Here is a 15,345-nt window from a genome sequence, read left to right as displayed (position 1 = left end):
TCAGGTGATCACGCCGCTGCGCCTGATCGGGTTCTGCCGCTCCAGCGCGATGCGCTTGGCGATTTCGCGGTTCAGTTCCGTCGGGTGCTCGGCGAAGTCGCGCGGGGTCGTGCCCGTGAAATATTTGATTTCGCGGATCACATGCGACTGATCGTAAAAGCCCTCGACCAGCAGGTCATCGAGATCCGGATCGCCATGCGTCATCGCCACCGCCGCGCGCAGCGCCCGATATTTGCGGGCAAGCTCCTTGGGCGGAGACCCGAAATAGCGTTTGCAGCCGCGCTGGACCTGACGCAGCGACAGGCCGGTCCGTTCGACAAGATCGGTGAGGTCGGGCGCGGTGGATCCGGCTAGCCACTCGTTCACCCGAGTCACGAACGCCTGATAAGCCGGCTTCTGCCGCATCATCAGCTTGACCAGCATCTCCTCGAAGATCGCGATCCGCGCATCGAAATCCTGCGTGGCGCGCAGTTTCTCGTAAACCTGGACGACGATATCGCCGAAAAGATCCTTGGCATCGAACACGCGGTTCGCCGCCGCCGAGGCATCCATCGGCACCAAGGCGGCCCAGCCATGCGGCATGAGACCGACGCCGATCGCCTCGGCCTTGCCCTCGCAACTCGGGATCGAACATCCGGTGGTGGGGCCGAGGATATAGATGTCCGGCATCGCCTGTTCGGTTCCGTCGACAAAGCGATAGCGGGCGTTGCGGCCATGCAGAATGAAGCGGAACTGCGCATAATCAGCGCGGTCGACCGCCTCGAAGCGTTCATCGCTTTGTTGGAAATGGTAGAAAAACGAGAAGTGATCGGCCAGCCCGGCAGAGGGCTGACGGAAGTCCAGCTTCAGATTCGACATGTGGCGACCCAGTCGATGATTTTCTTATACGCGATCGCTACGGGATTTTGCCTCTAATCACAAATATTATAAATGAGACTGGCATTACAAATGAGACTGGACCGTCGCCGTTAACGGCGCTGCGCAATGGGAAAGCTGTCAGCGGATCTCAGTAGATCGGCACGATCCTGAGCATGGGCTCGGGCCGCGGTGCGCCCGGGTGGAGCGATGGCGTGACCGTTCCCCATTTCAGCCCCTGTTCCGTCATCACGGCGAACCGCGCCTGGGCTTCCTCGCGCACCTTCTTCGAGGTGAAACGGTAGGATGGCGGCGCCTTGGTGCCGGCAGAGGCGGCGGCATGGGCGTCAGCATAGGAGACGGTGATCGGCGGCCCGGCACCGATCGCGAATTCGACCGCGAACTTCTCGCTCGTCGCGGCGACATTGCGCCAGCGCACCCAATAATGATTGTTGAAATCGAATTTGGTGGCGAGCTCGACGCCAGCGAGCGTGCCCTTTGCCGCAATCGAATTAAGGATCGCCTGGTCCATGTCGAGGTTCAGGCCGCCTTCCTTGCTGGTGAGCGGCACATGGACAATGCGATCGCGGTGGCCGGGCGCGCGGGCCTGCAGCAGATCGCGCCAGTTCTGCATGGTGCCGATGATTGCGAACAGGAAGCTTGCGACCTCACTCAGGGCAAAGCGGTTTGCGAAATCGACATAGCGGCGCTGCCATGCGCGGTTATTCTCATTGGGCAGATAGACCTGATCGGCGCCGCCATCGCTTGTCTTCGAATAGACGAGATTGATCGCGAAGGTCGGCCAGCGCGGCAGCGGACCATCGAACAGATGGAGCGGGAAGTTGCTGCTGATGCCGCCATCGGAAAACCAGCAGATGCGGAAGGGCACATCGGCACCATCCACAGGGGTGGCGGCGCCGCCGACCGTCAGGGACTCGGCCTGCGCTGGCGGCTGCGTTTCCGCCGGTGCGGCACCGAGGGCTGCCCTGGCGCGTTTCGCGGCGCTGTAGTCGGCCTCGTAGAGCGGGATGGCGCTGATCAGAATCGGGAAGCTCAGGCTCATCCGTGCTGCCACGACGACCGGCAGCGCTCCATCAGCAGGCAGACGGTAATACATGCGGCCGTCGACGGTGCGTGGCGAGGGATCCGCCTTCACCATCCACTCGACGACGGGTTCCGGAAACAGCCGATCGAAATCCTCGCGCAGGAACCAGAATTGGCCATTGTCGAAGGGGAGGCTGCGTGGTTCGCTGTGCGAGAGGCCGGTGGCGATCATCTGCAGGCTGATCGCGTGCCGGCTTGCCGGCTCATCGGGATAGCGCTCCGCTTCCCACAGATCGCTGAACAGCAGCGGCCGGTCGAGCGGAAGGCCGCCCAGCGACTGAATGATGCTGTGCAGCCAGTCCGTCAGGCCGGGTTGTGGCTTGCCGAACCGCCGCCTCTGCCCGAGGCCGGTGCACAGACCCATTTGGTTGCGGCGAATGGCCCGTGCGAGGCGCATCGCGCCGCAGATCGCTGCGGCCGCCAGTGAGCAGAAGACCGCGGGCAGCAGCGCGGACACCATCCCCGCAGCCCCGCCGATCCACCAGCCAAGGCCGAGAAAGACGATCAACGCGAGGGCCAGTTCGAGGCCGGCGGTTGCGGCGATGCCAAGCGTGACGACCGCGATTTTTCCGAGAAGGCCGCGATCCGCGGTGAGCCGGACCATCATGCGGTATGCTGATCTGGCGCCCCGGCTGGGCTGGAACAGGCTGTAGATGAAGCCCTGATGGGTCAGTTGCGCGGCGACCTTGGCGAGCCCTGCCATGCCGGCATCGGCCGCCATGGTCGCATCGAGCCTTGGCTTGCGCCTTTCGCCGAGCGCGGCCGCTGCGGTCGCGACGGCAGCGATCGCGCCGGCTGAGGTCCCGCCGATATTCTTGAAGCGGTAGCGTTTTGCGAGGGCGAGGACGGCGTTGGGATAGACGAGCCCGCTGGTGATGCCGCCCTTCATCACCAGATCGCAATATTCGGCTGATTGCTCGGTCATGATGATCTTCCCTGCCATTAACCGCCCTTCGGCGGTGACAGCCCGTTCTTTGGAGAATTGCCCGCCAACGAGCCAGAGATAGCGCGCATTTGGCGGCAGTTCCCCTGCCCGCCCGGCCCGCGCCCTCCGAACGATGATACGGTGCCGCCAACTAAAACGACTCTTCCGGAGAGGCCCGATGATCAGGAACGGCAAGGATATCGCGAACGGCACCGTCGTCGAGACGCAAGTGTGCATCATCGGCTCGGGCCCGGCCGGCATAACCGCAGCCTGGTATCTGCAAAAGGCCGGGCTGAAGGTGACGTTGATCGAAGGGAGCCGCGATTTCCGCAGCCAGGAGATGGAGGCGAGCTGGCCGGACAAGACCCTGCTCTACAACGGCACCGCCGATGGCTTGTTCGCGGCCAACGAGCCCCAGTTCCTGATCCAACCTTATAGCGGGCAGTCCAACAGCGCCTGGGAACGCGAGCGAATCTATGGCGGCACATCGGCGCATTGGGGCGGGCAATCGCGACCGCTCGATCCGATCACGTTCCAGGAGCGGCCGGGCTTTCCCGGCTGGCCGATCAACCGCGCCGACCTCGACCCTTATTATGCGCAGGCGGCGGAATTCTGCAAACTCCACGGCAATGATTTCAGCGCCGAATATTGGGCGAGTGTCCTTGGGGCCGAGGTGCCGCATCTCCCCGGCTTCGATACCGAGATGTACCAGTATCTCGGCCAGAGCTACCTGGATTTCTCCACCCGGACCTTTGACGGCATCACGATCGGGGAGAGTTCAGTCGATGTGATCCTGAACGCGAGCCTGCTCACTATCGATCATGCCGAGGGCGCGGTCGGCTCACTCTGCGTGGCCAGCATGGATGATCAGACGCCGCCGCAAAAGGCGACTCAGTTCATCATCCAGGCCAATGTCTTCGTGCTGGCATGCGGCGCGGTGGGGAACGCGCACCAGCTCCTGCTTTCCAACGCCGGCAACGAGCATGACCAGGTCGGGCGCTATTTCATGTGCCATCCGCTTTCGGCCAATGGCGTCATCTCGATCTGGAAGCCCTATCTCAATGACGCCCAGGACAGGCTGATGGGCGGCAATACGCTGGTCGGCGCCCGGCCGGAGCGATGGGAAGACGCGAATGGCGTGAAGTGCTCGGGCAGATTTTCGCCCAGCGCCGATCAGCAGCTGGCGCTGGGCATCGGCAGTTGCTGGTTCTGGGGCGGTGGCGGACAATATTATTTCGAGATGGCGCCGAACCCGGATAGCCGCGTGACGCTTGCCGACACGCTGGACCCGGTCTTTGGACAGCCGCAGACCCATATCACCTGGGCGCTCAGCGACCGCGACGAGGCGACCTACACGCAATCGACCCAGCTGTTCCAGACCGCCGTCAACGGCCTGGGCGGCGAGGTTTACTTCCCGTCCTGGGCGAATGTGAAACGCCAGCTGATCGTCAACGGCCACCATATCGGCACGACGCGGATGTCGGCCGACCCCGCCCAGGGCGTGGTCGACGCGAACCTCAAGGTGCATTCGCTCGACAATCTCTATGTCGCCGGATCATCGGTGTTCGCGTCGACCGGGATCTCCAACCCGACCTTCACGATCATCACGCTCTCGATCCGGCTTGCCCAGCATCTGATCGGGGTGCTCGGCAAATAGCGGCGGGCGAGCCTTAAACCGCGCGATCCACCAGTCGCGTGTAGAGGTGCCAGCTTGCGTAGCCGAGCACCGGCAGCGCGACGGCGAGGCCGATGAACAGCGGGATACAGGCGAGCGCGAGCAGGACCGCGACGATCAGGCCCCAGGTCGCGACCTCGACGGGATTGCGCCGCGCGGCGCGAAGTGAGGTCTGGACCGCTAGAGCGAGATCGACCGGGCGATCCACCAGCAGCGGGAAGGAGACCAGGGTCGTCACCAGCGTGATCGCGGCGAAGGCGAAGCCGGCGAGGTTGCCGAACAGGATCAGCGCCCAGCCCTCGGGCGTGGTGAAGAGCTGGCTGACGAACGTCCCGGGATCGGCGGGCTGAAGCGTGCCGAGCGTTGCCTGGTAGATCGCCCAGGCAACCCCAACCCAGGCGAGGAAAAGCAAGCAGAGAAAGATGCCGAGCGAGGCGATCTGCGCACCCGATTGGCCTCGGAATGGATCGAGGAAGTGCGACCAGTTCCCGTCCTGGCCCTCCTCGCGGCGGCGGGCGAGCTCATAGAAACCGACCGCGACAATCGGGCCGAGCAGCGACAGGCCGGCGATCAGCGGGAGCAGCAACGGGAACAGCCCTTCGCCGAGCGTCACTGCCGCGACGACGAGCATCAGGACCGGATAGAGGACGATGAGGAGGACGATGTCGCCGCGTTTCTCGAGGAAATCCGACCAGCCTTCGCGCAATGCCCAGGACAGATCGGCGCGACTGATCTCGCGGACGATCGGCGGCTCGAGCGACGACTCGACGGCGGTGGTGGGCGCGGGGGCGGGGGCGATGGCAACCATGGCGAGCCTCTCCTTGCGAGGCAGAGCGGGCCGCCGCCCGTCTCGCGTTTCCGGTTGTCTTAGTGGCCCTTGATGCGGCCACTCGGCCGTCTGCGAATATACGCTTTTACGGAGCGAATAAAAAGCCAGGAGAGCGCGCTTAAGCGTTAGCCCGCCCTCACGCCGCCTTCAGACGCAACGCGGATCGCGCTCGGGCGCCGCCGCCGTGCGGGTCTTCCATTCACCGGCCGGCGTCTGGTATTTCTCGCCGGGCGCTGTCTTCAGGATGAGATTGCAGCCGCTGGTGAACGCCATCTGCTCGACCGTCGCGCCCGCCGCGGCGCTCTGGGTGTATTTGGCCTTCCGCTGAATGTTGATGCTGTTGACCAGCGCGCGCAGCTCAGGCGTCCCCGCGCCCACCACGCCGAGATAGCCATCGGGCAGCTCGCCGATCTGGCCGGCGCTGCGCGCTGCCTGATAGGCCGGGTCGCGCTGCGCAACGGCAGCGGTCGACAGGCCTGCAAGCACGAGGCCGGTAGCGGCAATCAGGAGTTTGGAACTGGTTTTCATCAGAAAATATCCGGGTTCTGCTGGATCAACGTCTTCGCCTCGCCATCGAGCCGATAGACAACCTCCTGCGTCACATTGATGTTGAGATTGATCACGATTGGCTTGTCGGGCGCGGTGACATTCACGCAACCACCGGTTGCTGATGCGGCACCCAGGGCCATGATCGGGAACAGTCTTTTCATCAGGTAACTCGTCGGTCTCCACTTGCGCTTCGTCAATCCTGTTTCTGTCATGGCACTTTCCTGCTTTCGGGGGGCTGAATGGGCGCCGAGGAGGATGGCGCAACCGGAGCTGGGGGTTTGGCGCGCTTCTTCTGCTCCTCCATCAGGGCGGGGAGATTGCGCGCGATCAGGCGCTTGGGGTCGTAAAAGGATTGCGCGCTGTCGATCAGGCCGCGGAAGGGCGCCTTGATCCGCAGGTTGAAGACGAGCGGGAGCTTCTGCAGCCGGTCGAAGATGAAGTTGCGCTTCGCCCCTGCCCCCTGCCCGATTCCCGCAAAATGGACCTCAGTGATCACCTCGCCTGCCAGCGGGCCGTTCATGATGATCTCGAGATCGCGGTAGCGGAGCGACTTCAGCGCCTGAAAAGCGAAATTGCCCCAGAAGCCGACATCCTTCTGGCTGACCTCGCCGACATAAGCGATCGTGCCGCCGCCTGGCCGGACGACGAGATGGCCATTCTCGATCCGTCCGCCCGATTCGTTGAAGATCATCGGCAAGGTGCCGTCGAACACGCCGGTCGCGTTCAGATTCTTGAAGTCGAATTGCTGCAAGAACTGGCCGGCGTCCATGCCGGTCACGCGGAAGGTCATCAGGCGCTCCCGGCTCTGGCCGAAATCGAGCAGGGTCGGCTCAAGCACCAGCGTCCCGCCCGCGAAGGGCCAGCGCCCCTCCTCGACCTGAATGCGGGTCCCCGCGAGCAGCTGATAGCGGATCGTGCCGTCATTGACCGCGACGCCCGGATTGACCGTTTTGACGGTTGCTACCTGGCCGGGCGCTGTCTCGAGATTGAGGAGATCGGTGAAGCGCACCTCGCCGGCGATGCCGGTGACGGGACCAAAGGCGGCGGCAAGATCGGTGCCGGGTGTGCGGAAGACGCCGTTGCTCGTCACGCCTTGCGGGTTCCAGGCGATATGGCCTTCGCCGGACACCGTTCCGGCGACGTTCGCGATCACGCCGAAGGTCAGGCGAGTCAGCTCCTCGGGCTGGAAATGCGTGTCGAAGGTGATGCCCGGGATAGTCAGATCGGAATGGCCGGTGCCTTTGCCGAGATCGTGGACGATCGCGAGATCAGCGATGGCGATGCCCTTGGCCGGCTGGACCAGCTTGCCTGTCGTACTGATCCTGCCGTCGGCGAGGGTGAGCAAGACATTCTGCGCGGCGAGCGGCTTGAAGCGCGGTTCGGCAGCGGCGTCGGCGACCTGGAGCGCACCGGTCACATCCAGCTTGCCGCCGCGTAAGGCCCATGTTCCGTCGGCTGCGGAGAGGAGCAGCGGGACATTGGCGATCTGGCCGCCGCCGCCGGCGAAACGGCCTGCGATTGCGCCGTTGGCCAAGCGGCCGTCCAGGGTGGCGAAATCCAGACGGGTGACGCGTTCCGGGGCTCCGATGCGGACCCCCAGGCCTGAAACCGCGAAGCTTGTGCCGGCGAGGTGCAGATCGGCACCGTTCAAGGCAATGGCGATCGGAGTGGATCCCAGCGCGCCGCTCAGCCGCGTCGCACCGATCCGGGCGCCGCCACCGAGCCTGCCCTGTTCGAGCCGGACCAGTGCGCCTTGGTTGGGGCAAAGCGTGATCTGCGCCGGATTGAGGGCGAGACCAGAGACGGCGAGCCGATCAAAGGACAGCGGCGCGCAGGCGCGGTTGACCTGGAGCCGGGAATGGCCGTCCCACAAGGCGGTCACCGGCAAGGTGAGGTTCTCGACGTGACCATCGCCGAGCGGGCCTGACAGGGTGACCCGGGTCGCGAAACGCGTGAGGCCGCCGGGTGTCGCGGTGAAGGTAACTGGCGTCAGCGCGAGCCGCGCACCGTCAGCGGCGTAGGGCTGGATGGTGGCGACGCCGGTGACCGGCGCGCCGGGGGCACCTTGTTTGAGGTCGATCCTGGCCTCGGGCAGGCCGCCACCGCCAGTCGTCAGCACGCTGTCGATCCGTAATCCGGGGCCGGGCCATCCGTAGGAAATGCCATTGCCGCCGGTCAGCGACACAGCCGCACCGGTCGACGCCTTCAACGACGCGGAGGCGATCGAGAGTGCGCCGCCGCCGTTCCCGAGCCTGGCCGTGAGATCTGAGTCGGTTTCGAATGATCGACCCGCAAGCGTCAGCGATCCCGTCAGCTTTCGCATCAACGGTGCCAGCGGGGTGCCGGCGGCGCTGTTTGCATAGACGGCGAGGCGGTTGAGCGCGGCGCCATCGATACGCGTGCCCGAGCTGTGCAGCTTACCGGTGAAAACACTGTCATTGCCGGCAAGCCGGACCGTGCCGGCCAAGCGCATGGCGGATGCGTTGAGGCCGGGCCCGCTCACCCCACCCGATCGCAGGTCGATATCCCCCGACGTTTCCCGCGCCGAACCGGTGAAGTGTATGAGCCCGCCGATGTCGCGCGCGCTTCCTCGCGGATGCCAGACCTCAGCGAGGCCGAGGCGAAGCTGCCCGGTCCAGCGGTCCAGCGCTGCGGACAAAGCGACCTTCACATCGGCACCACCGCCCCGCGCCTGGGTTTCGCCGCAAGTCAGCGCTGCGAGCTGTGCCGGGCCCTCGATCGTCGGCGCGCCCTTGTCGATGCGGATCGCCATGGCGCCGCCCACGCGATCGGTGACGCAACCGCCAAGATCGAGCCGGTCTGACACGGCCGCGAGCCGGCCGCGGAAACCATCATTCAGCTGCCCCTTCCCGCTCAGCTTCAGCCCGACCACGCCTTGCGGCGCAACCAGTCGAATCCGGGCGTCCTCGATGTCGGCGTAGAATGCCGGCAGCGTGAACGGCTTGCCCGATGGGGGAGGCAGCAGCCGGTCGATCGCGCCTAGCGAGAGTTTCCCGCCGATCAGCCGCGCGTTCATCCGCACATGCCCGACGCGGAGCGATTTGATGCCAGCGCCGGAGAAGCCAACGCCCAGCCTCAGCTCCACCCAGTCGGCGACGAGATCGGGATGGGCCGGGTCTCCGATCGCCACGTCCCTCAGCAACTGATGATCGAAACCGAGTTCCGCGATCCTGTAGCGCGCCGGCACGCCGTGGCTGGCGAGGGTCTTGTCGATGTAATTGGCGGCGATCGGCTTGCGCTGCGTCCACAACACGATCAGCGCGACGAGCAGGATCAGCGCCACGCCGAGTATGATCGCGCGCAGGCGCTGCCATCGCCGCGAGCCGCGACGTTTACCCGGCGCTTCGCTTTCTTCCGCCGTCACGCCGCTCGTCACTCCCGATTGCGGCACCGGGGCACGCTTGTTTCAGCATAGGGCGCCGGTTCGCGCGCGCAATTGCGCGTCGCTGCCCCAGGCTTTAATCCCCGAACAACGATGAGCGTTCCCGAACCAGACCATAGCGGCCACCGGGCGCGCCTGCGCAAGCGCCTGGCCGAGCAGGGCGGCGATGGGCTGCTCGACCATGAACTGATCGAATATCTGCTCGCGCTTGCCATTCCGCGGCGCGACACCAAGCCGCTGGCCAAGGCGTTGCTTGCCGAATTCGGTGGGATCGGCGGGTTGCTGAGCGCGGATGGCGAGGCGCTGGCGCGGATGCCGGGCATGGGGGAGACGTCGGTCGCCGCGCTCAAGATCGCGCATGCCGCGGCGCTCCGCCTGTTGCGTGCCGAGGTCGCTGAGCGGCCGGTGCTAGGCAATTGGCAGGCGCTGCTCGATTATTTGCGCGCCGACATGGCACATCATGCGATCGAGCGGGTGCGCGTGCTTCATCTCAACACGCGCAACATGCTGATCCGCGACGAGTTGATGAGCGAGGGATCGATCGACGAAGCGGCATTCTATGTGCGCGAGGTGATCCGACGCGCGATCGATCTCGGGTCGGCAGCGGTGATCCTCGTCCATAACCATCCGAGCGGAGACCCGACGCCCAGTCGTGCCGATATCGAAGTGACGCGGAACATGGCCGAGGCCGGGAAGAGGATGGGGATCGCCGTCCATGATCACATCATCATGGGCACGAGCGGCCATTCCAGCCTCAGGGCTTTGGGGCTGATGTAAAAGGCGAACGGCCGCCGGACCCAAAAGTCCGACGGCCGCCCCGGAGGAACCGTGGTTCCGCCAATCAGTTCAGGCGCCCTGAGACAGGAAGCCGGTGAGCTCGGTTTTAGAGAGCGACTTGCTCTTGTCCTTGTCGGCGCTGGCAAAAGCCTGACTGACCCATGCCTTGGTCGCCGGGCTGTCCGGCTTGGTCGAAGGATCGCTCTTTTCCTTGAGTGCGATCATCCATGAGCCGAATTCCGACTGGTTGAGCGTGCCGTTCTTGTCCTTGTCATAGGTCGGGAATTCAGTGTTCACGACCTGCGCGATCTGAGCGGCGCCCGAGACAGGCGCGGCCGCTGCCTGCTGCGCGGGCTGCGCCGTCGGATCAGCTGGCACCTGCTGGGTGGCCGCCTGCGCATCCTGCGCCGGGGCAGGGCTGGCCGGTGTCGCTGCCATCGGATCGGCCGGAGTCACTGTCTGCGGCTGGGCGGTATCGGCCGGAGTCGCGGGGACAGGTGCCGCTTGTGGCACAGTCTGCGCAGGGGCGACCTGAGTTGTCGGCGCGGTTGGTGTATCAGCTGGCTTGCTCTGTGCCAGAGCAGGTGCCGAAATCGTCATCGCACCTGCAAGAAGAACATATTTCAACATGATTTCTCTCCGTGATTGTGTATCAGGGTTACTGAAAGCCGGGCTACCCCGTCTTCATTGTACCTCCCTGCTTCAACACCTCGTCACTCGAGATAGTTCAAATCTTAGCGATTTGAAGGTTCGCCTCGTCCCTGCTAACGCCCAGCTCGTCGCGACTCCGTTGGTGATTCACGACGAACAGAAACGAAAATTTTCAGGAACAGTTGCAATGGTGCCACGCTACTCGCGTCCCGACATGGTCGCCCTCTGGACGCCGGAGGCACGATTCCGGATCTGGTTCGAGATCGAGGCGCATGCCACCGACGCGCTCGCCGAGCTTGGCGTGGTGCCGAAGGAAGCCGCAAAGGCGATCTGGGAGAAGGGCGCGTTCGAGGTCGACCGGATCGACGAGATCGAGCGCGAGACCAAGCATGACGTGATCGCCTTCCTCACCAATGTCGCTGAACATGTCGGACCCGAGGCGCGCTTCATGCACCAGGGGATGACGTCGTCGGATGTGCTCGACACCTGTCTTGCGGTACAGCTGGCGCGGGCTTCGGACATATTGATCGCCGATATAGATGCGCTTCTGCTGGTGTTGAAGCGACGTGCCTATGAGCACAAGCTGACCCCGACGATCGGCCGCAGCCATGGCATCCATGCCGAGCCGGTGACATTCGGATTGAAGCTCGCCCAGGCCTATGCCGAGTTCGACCGCAACCGCGCGCGGCTGGTCGCGGCGCGCGCCGATGTCGCGACCTGCGCTATTTCAGGCGCGGTCGGGACGTTCGCCAATATCGATCCTTTCGTCGAGGCGCATGTTGCCGAGAAGCTCGGCCTCACCATCGAGCCGGTCTCGACTCAGGTGATCCCGCGCGACCGGCATGCCATGTTCTTCGCGACACTCGGCGTGATCGCCAGCTCGATCGAACGGCTCGCGATCGAGATCCGGCATCTGCAGCGGACCGAGGTGCTCGAGGCGGAGGAGTATTTCTCGCCGGGGCAGAAGGGCTCGTCGGCAATGCCGCACAAGCGCAACCCGGTGCTGACCGAGAACCTCACCGGCCTTGCCCGCATGGTGCGCGGCTATGTGACGCCGGCGCTCGAGAATGTCGCGCTATGGCATGAGCGCGACATCAGCCACTCGTCGGTCGAGCGCTATATCGGGCCGGACGCGACGATCACGCTCGACTTCGCGCTCGCGCGGCTGACGGGCGTGATGGACAAGCTCGTCGTCTATCCCGAGCGGATGGCGAAGAACCTCAACAAGATGGGCGGCCTGGTCCATTCGCAGCGCGTGCTGCTGGCGCTGACCCAGGCGGGGGTGAGCCGCGAGGACGCCTATCGCCTCGTCCAGCGCAACGCGATGAAGGTGTGGGAGTCGGATGGCGCGCTGTCGCTGCAGGAACTGCTCAAGGCCGATCCCGAGGTGACCGCGGCGCTGTCGACGGCGGAGATCGATGACAAGTTCGACCTTGGTTATCACCTGAAGCATGTCGATACGATCTTCGCGCGGGTGTTCGGGTGATCCTTGCCGCCTGGGCCGCCGCAATCGCGTTGTCCCAGGCATCGCCGCTGATCGTCGATGGCTATCGTCCGGTGCGATGTGCCGCGCATATGCCGTATGCCGGACCGCCACGGCGCGACCCGCCGGTGCTGCCCGCAACCTTCGCGGCCGGCAACGCGCCGCTTCCGGTTGCGACGGCGAAGCGGCTCGACGCAGCGTTTGACCGGATCCTGTCCGCGACCGGGGCTCAGGCGATCTCGGTGACGGTCGTGACCTCGGACGGGAGCTGGAGCAGGGAACGCGCGCCGGCGGACCGGCCGGCTTTGTATTGGGCGAGCGCGGGCAAGACCTTCATCGCTGTCGCCATCCTCCAGCTGGTCGAGGAGAAGCGGCTCTCGCTCGACGCGGTGATCGAGGATTTCGTGCCGGGGGTACCCAATGGGCGGGCGATCACGATCCGCGATCTGCTGCAGCACACCAGCGGGCTCTACAGCGCCAATGAGGATGCCGCGGCGCGCAAGGCGCCACGATGGCGGTCGGCAGCGGAGAGTGTCGCCATCGCCGCGCGGCACGGCGCGATGTTCTGCCCCGGCGCGGCCTGGCGCTATTCCAATACGGGCTATGACCTGCTCGGCATGGTGATCGAGAAGGTCGATGGGCGGGATTATCGCAGCGCCATCGAGAACCGGATTGTCCGGCCGCTGGGGCTCAGCACGCTGAAGGTGCCGGGGCCGGGCGACGCCGAAGACGGTGTTGCGCCGCCGATCACTGCGCAGGCCGGCACGGGGCCTGCCATCAAGCCCGGATGGCCTGGGGCCGCAGGGCCGATCGCTGGTAGCGCAAAGAACATGTCGGGTTTCTGGGCCGCCCTGCTTGGCGGCAAGCTGCTGAAGCCCGCCACGGTCTCGGAAATGTTCGGGACGCTGTATCCGATGTTCGATGCTGGCCAATATTATGGCTTGGGCGTGATGGTGATCGACGTGCCAAGCTCGCCTGCCCAGACTTGGATCGGGCATTTTGGCGGCGCGCCCGGCGCGAATGCGGTTGTGGCCTATGCGATCGAGCGACGCGCGTTTGTCGCCGTAGCGCTCACCGGTGATGGATCCGCCGCTGCGGCAGCGAACGCGCTGCTCCATGCGCTGGATGAGGTGCCGCAACGCTGATCATTACGCTTGCGATTGCGTTTGCTGCAACTGCGAAGGCGCGCAACAATATTGCTTAACCGCGTAACAATATCCATATCGCCGCTGCCGGACTTCTCCGGCATCGGAGACCCAACCATGCGTGTTCTGGAAACCGTGATGAGCTGCGTCGCAGCGCTCACGGCCTTCGCGCTGGTGGTCGAGGTTGTGAACCTCTGATCCATCGGCCACCCGCCCCTTGCATAAAGGGGCGGACAGGCCGGCGGGATTGGATCAGACCGACCAGTCCAGCCCGTCCATGACGTAGGGCGCAAAATAAAAATCCCGAATCTCGGCAATTTGCCCGTCACGCCAGTCGATCAGAATGACGTAACTCGGCTGAGCCTGCTCCGCCCCATGCCGGTGCACAAGCAGCGCCGGCCGGCCTTCAGCGGCACCGACAGTGAGACGCAAATCGGCATAATTCGCATAGCGGGTGAAATAGACCGAAACGTCGGCGGCCCCGGACAACCGGTCGCGGTTCACGAGATCCAACTTTACATCCGCCGCGAGCATCGCCCTCAGCGCATCCCAATCATGCGCGTTGAAGCGTTCAGCATAGGCACGCAGTCGGTGTCGGTCAGCCGTGGGCAATGACGGCGCCGGATTCTCCGACATAGCCAGCGCACGCAACCGCGCTCGCCCGCGGTGCAGCGCAGCCTTCACGGCCGGCACGGTCATGCCCAGGACAGCAGCTGTCTCTGCGAGCGAATGACCGAGCACATCCATCAGGATGACGCACGAGCGCTGCGCCGGCGCTACATGAAGGAAGGTGCCGAGGTTCGCCTCGACGGCTAAACGCCGATCCGCATCGCTGCTCGATTGCCCGACATCCTGCACCCTGGCGTCGCGCGCCTCCTGGCGGCGGCGGCGGCGTAGCGCATCCAATGCGGCATTGTGCGTGATACGGAACAGCCAAGCCTCGCCCTGGGCAATATGCGCGCCTGCCTTCAGCGCTTCGGCGGCCCTGACCATGGCATCCTGTACGACATCTTCTCCGTCGAACACGGAGCCCATCATGCGCGCGGCATAGCGGTGCAGCTGAGGCCGCATCGTCGCCATCCAATCAACCGGGGCGTCCGCCACTCTCCTGCCTCCTCTATGAAACGCCCGTAAGACGCCGCGAGTACAGCAAAGGATTCGGTGTGAAACTTTTTTGCGGCGAGAGAATCCTTTGGCCGATCCATGCCGTCATGCCCTCCGACGCGCCGATGCGTCGACGAAAGGACGAGACAATGGAACTCACGATGAAAGACGGACTGGTTTCGGCATTCCGCTGGGCGCCGCCCTTCGCCCAGGGCCTGGTGCGCGATATGCGCGTGCGCTGGGCGTTGCGCGAGGCCGGCCTGTCCTACGGGGTCGACTTCGTGGAATTCGGCGAACATAAATCGCCGGAATTCCTGGCCCGGCAACCGTTCGGGCAGATCCCGACGTTCAAGGCGGACGGAATGGAATTGTTCGAATCCGGTGCCATCCTCTACGCGATCGGCCTCAAAAACGAGGTGCTCCTTCCCGCAAATGAGCGCCAGAGGATCAACACGATCGCCTGGATGTTCGCCGCGCTCAATACTGTCGAGCCGCCCATCAACCAGCTTGTGGTCGCTGACCGTGTCCAGCACGACGCCGAGTGGGATCGCCTGTTCCGCCCGAGAGCGGTTGCGGCGGTCAACGAACGCCTCACCCGGCTGGACACATGGCTGGGTGGTCGCGACTATCTGGTCGATCGCTTCACCGTCGCCGACATCCTGATGGCGACGAGCCTGCGCCTGATCCGGCATACCGACATCGTCGCCGGTCATCCCGCGGTCGCCAGCTACCTCAAGCGCTGCGAGGCGCGGCCGGCATTCCGGGAGGCGCTCGACGAGCAGATGCAGGGATTTGCCGAAAATGCGCCCGTCGAGACCCAGGCGGAGGCTGTGAACGCGTAGTCC

Annotated in this window: 14 protein-coding genes; 6 read left to right on the top strand and 8 right to left on the bottom strand. The window is 64.6% G+C overall.

The features are described 5' to 3' along the window. Together AC1DVS_RS10060 and AC1DVS_RS10055 are read right to left on the bottom strand one after the other, a co-directional pair. Entirely contained in the window at positions 1-858 is an 858-nt protein-coding gene (locus tag AC1DVS_RS10060; protein WP_478022568.1) for a helix-turn-helix domain-containing protein, read from the bottom strand. Positions 859-1,006: 148 nt separating this feature from the next. Then, positions 1,007-2,884, bottom strand: a complete 1,878-nt coding sequence (locus tag AC1DVS_RS10055; protein ID WP_478022566.1) for a patatin-like phospholipase family protein — start codon at positions 2,882-2,884, stop codon at positions 1,007-1,009. A gap of 178 nt (positions 2,885-3,062) precedes the next feature. On the opposite strand from AC1DVS_RS10055, the gene AC1DVS_RS10050 reads away from it, so the two are divergent. After that, positions 3,063-4,541, top strand: coding sequence for an FAD-dependent oxidoreductase (locus AC1DVS_RS10050; protein WP_478022564.1), 1,479 nt, complete (start codon positions 3,063-3,065; stop codon positions 4,539-4,541). Between the two features lie 13 nt (positions 4,542-4,554). On the opposite strand, the gene AC1DVS_RS10045 is transcribed toward AC1DVS_RS10050, so the two are convergent. The 4 genes from AC1DVS_RS10045 to AC1DVS_RS10030 form a co-directional block, all read right to left on the bottom strand. Then, the gene (locus AC1DVS_RS10045; RefSeq protein ID WP_478022562.1) at positions 4,555-5,367 is read right to left on the bottom strand and encodes a DUF2189 domain-containing protein; all 813 of its coding nucleotides are present in this window, start codon (positions 5,365-5,367) and stop codon (positions 4,555-4,557) included. Positions 5,368-5,535: 168 nt separating this feature from the next. Continuing rightward, the gene (locus AC1DVS_RS10040) at positions 5,536-5,916 is read right to left on the bottom strand and encodes a YdbL family probable chaperone protein (protein ID WP_478022560.1); all 381 of its coding nucleotides are present in this window, start codon (positions 5,914-5,916) and stop codon (positions 5,536-5,538) included. Beyond that, positions 5,916-6,098, bottom strand: coding sequence for a YnbE family lipoprotein (locus AC1DVS_RS10035; protein WP_343890729.1), 183 nt, complete (start codon positions 6,096-6,098; stop codon positions 5,916-5,918). Before AC1DVS_RS10035 ends, AC1DVS_RS10040 begins: the two co-directional genes overlap by 1 nt. A gap of 47 nt (positions 6,099-6,145) precedes the next feature. Continuing rightward, positions 6,146-9,322, bottom strand: coding sequence for an intermembrane phospholipid transport protein YdbH family protein (locus AC1DVS_RS10030; protein WP_478022558.1), 3,177 nt, complete (start codon positions 9,320-9,322; stop codon positions 6,146-6,148). 111 nt (positions 9,323-9,433) lie between these two features. On the opposite strand from AC1DVS_RS10030, the gene radC reads away from it, so the two are divergent. Continuing rightward, positions 9,434-10,117 carry a RadC family protein gene (gene radC / locus AC1DVS_RS10025; RefSeq protein WP_478022556.1) on the top strand — a complete coding sequence of 228 codons (684 nt, stop codon included), beginning with the start codon at positions 9,434-9,436 and terminating at the stop codon, positions 10,115-10,117. 69 nt (positions 10,118-10,186) lie between these two features. Here the strand turns inward: radC and AC1DVS_RS10020 are convergent, their stop codons facing one another. Next, on the bottom strand, positions 10,187-10,747 hold the full coding sequence (locus AC1DVS_RS10020) for an EF-hand domain-containing protein (protein WP_478022555.1): 561 nt from the start codon (positions 10,745-10,747) through the stop codon (positions 10,187-10,189). Between the two features lie 208 nt (positions 10,748-10,955). Here AC1DVS_RS10020 and purB point away from each other — a divergent pair, with 208 nt between their 5' ends. The 3 genes from purB to AC1DVS_RS10005 are packed head-to-tail and all read left to right on the top strand — an operon-like array spanning position 10,956 to position 13,594. After that, positions 10,956-12,254, top strand: coding sequence for an adenylosuccinate lyase (purB, locus tag AC1DVS_RS10015; protein WP_478022553.1), 1,299 nt, complete (start codon positions 10,956-10,958; stop codon positions 12,252-12,254). Further along, positions 12,251-13,396, top strand: a complete 1,146-nt coding sequence (locus tag AC1DVS_RS10010; RefSeq protein WP_478022551.1) for a serine hydrolase domain-containing protein — start codon at positions 12,251-12,253, stop codon at positions 13,394-13,396. Before purB ends, AC1DVS_RS10010 begins: the two co-directional genes overlap by 4 nt. Before the next feature lie 51 nt (positions 13,397-13,447). Then, positions 13,448-13,594, top strand: coding sequence for a hypothetical protein (locus tag AC1DVS_RS10005; RefSeq protein WP_478022549.1), 147 nt, complete (start codon positions 13,448-13,450; stop codon positions 13,592-13,594). A gap of 54 nt (positions 13,595-13,648) precedes the next feature. Here the strand turns inward: AC1DVS_RS10005 and AC1DVS_RS10000 are convergent, their stop codons facing one another. Continuing rightward, a complete protein-coding gene (locus tag AC1DVS_RS10000) occupies positions 13,649-14,500 on the bottom strand; it encodes a sigma-70 family RNA polymerase sigma factor (protein ID WP_478022547.1) in 852 nt (283 codons plus the stop codon). A 149-nt stretch (positions 14,501-14,649) separates the two neighbouring features. Here AC1DVS_RS10000 and AC1DVS_RS09995 point away from each other — a divergent pair, with 149 nt between their 5' ends. After that, a complete protein-coding gene (locus tag AC1DVS_RS09995; RefSeq protein WP_478022545.1) occupies positions 14,650-15,342 on the top strand; it encodes a glutathione S-transferase family protein in 693 nt (230 codons plus the stop codon). Positions 15,343-15,345 lie beyond the last annotated feature (3 nt).

It is taken from the genome of Sphingomonas sp. P3_C5, assembly GCF_056402635.1.
Note: the sequence above shows the minus strand (reverse complement) of the source record. Positions and strands in the feature narration are given on the sequence as shown.

Bases quoted from the DNA above. Each gene is read 5' to 3' on its own strand.
- AC1DVS_RS10060 (WP_478022568.1), bottom strand. From the start codon at position 858: ATGTCGAATCTGAAGCTGGACTTCCGTCAGCCCTCTGCCGGGCTGGCC.
- AC1DVS_RS10055 (WP_478022566.1), bottom strand. From the start codon at position 2,884: ATGACCGAGCAATCAGCCGAATATTGCGATCTGGTGATGAAGGGCGGC.
- AC1DVS_RS10050 (WP_478022564.1), top strand. From the start codon at position 3,063: ATGATCAGGAACGGCAAGGATATCGCGAACGGCACCGTCGTCGAGACG.
- AC1DVS_RS10045 (WP_478022562.1), bottom strand. From the start codon at position 5,367: ATGGTTGCCATCGCCCCCGCCCCCGCGCCCACCACCGCCGTCGAGTCG.
- AC1DVS_RS10040 (WP_478022560.1), bottom strand. From the start codon at position 5,916: ATGAAAACCAGTTCCAAACTCCTGATTGCCGCTACCGGCCTCGTGCTT.
- AC1DVS_RS10035 (WP_343890729.1), bottom strand. From the start codon at position 6,098: ATGAAAAGACTGTTCCCGATCATGGCCCTGGGTGCCGCATCAGCAACC.
- radC (WP_478022556.1), top strand. From the start codon at position 9,434: ATGAGCGTTCCCGAACCAGACCATAGCGGCCACCGGGCGCGCCTGCGC.
- AC1DVS_RS10020 (WP_478022555.1), bottom strand. From the start codon at position 10,747: ATGTTGAAATATGTTCTTCTTGCAGGTGCGATGACGATTTCGGCACCT.
- purB (WP_478022553.1), top strand. From the start codon at position 10,956: ATGGTGCCACGCTACTCGCGTCCCGACATGGTCGCCCTCTGGACGCCG.
- AC1DVS_RS09995 (WP_478022545.1), top strand. From the start codon at position 14,650: ATGGAACTCACGATGAAAGACGGACTGGTTTCGGCATTCCGCTGGGCG.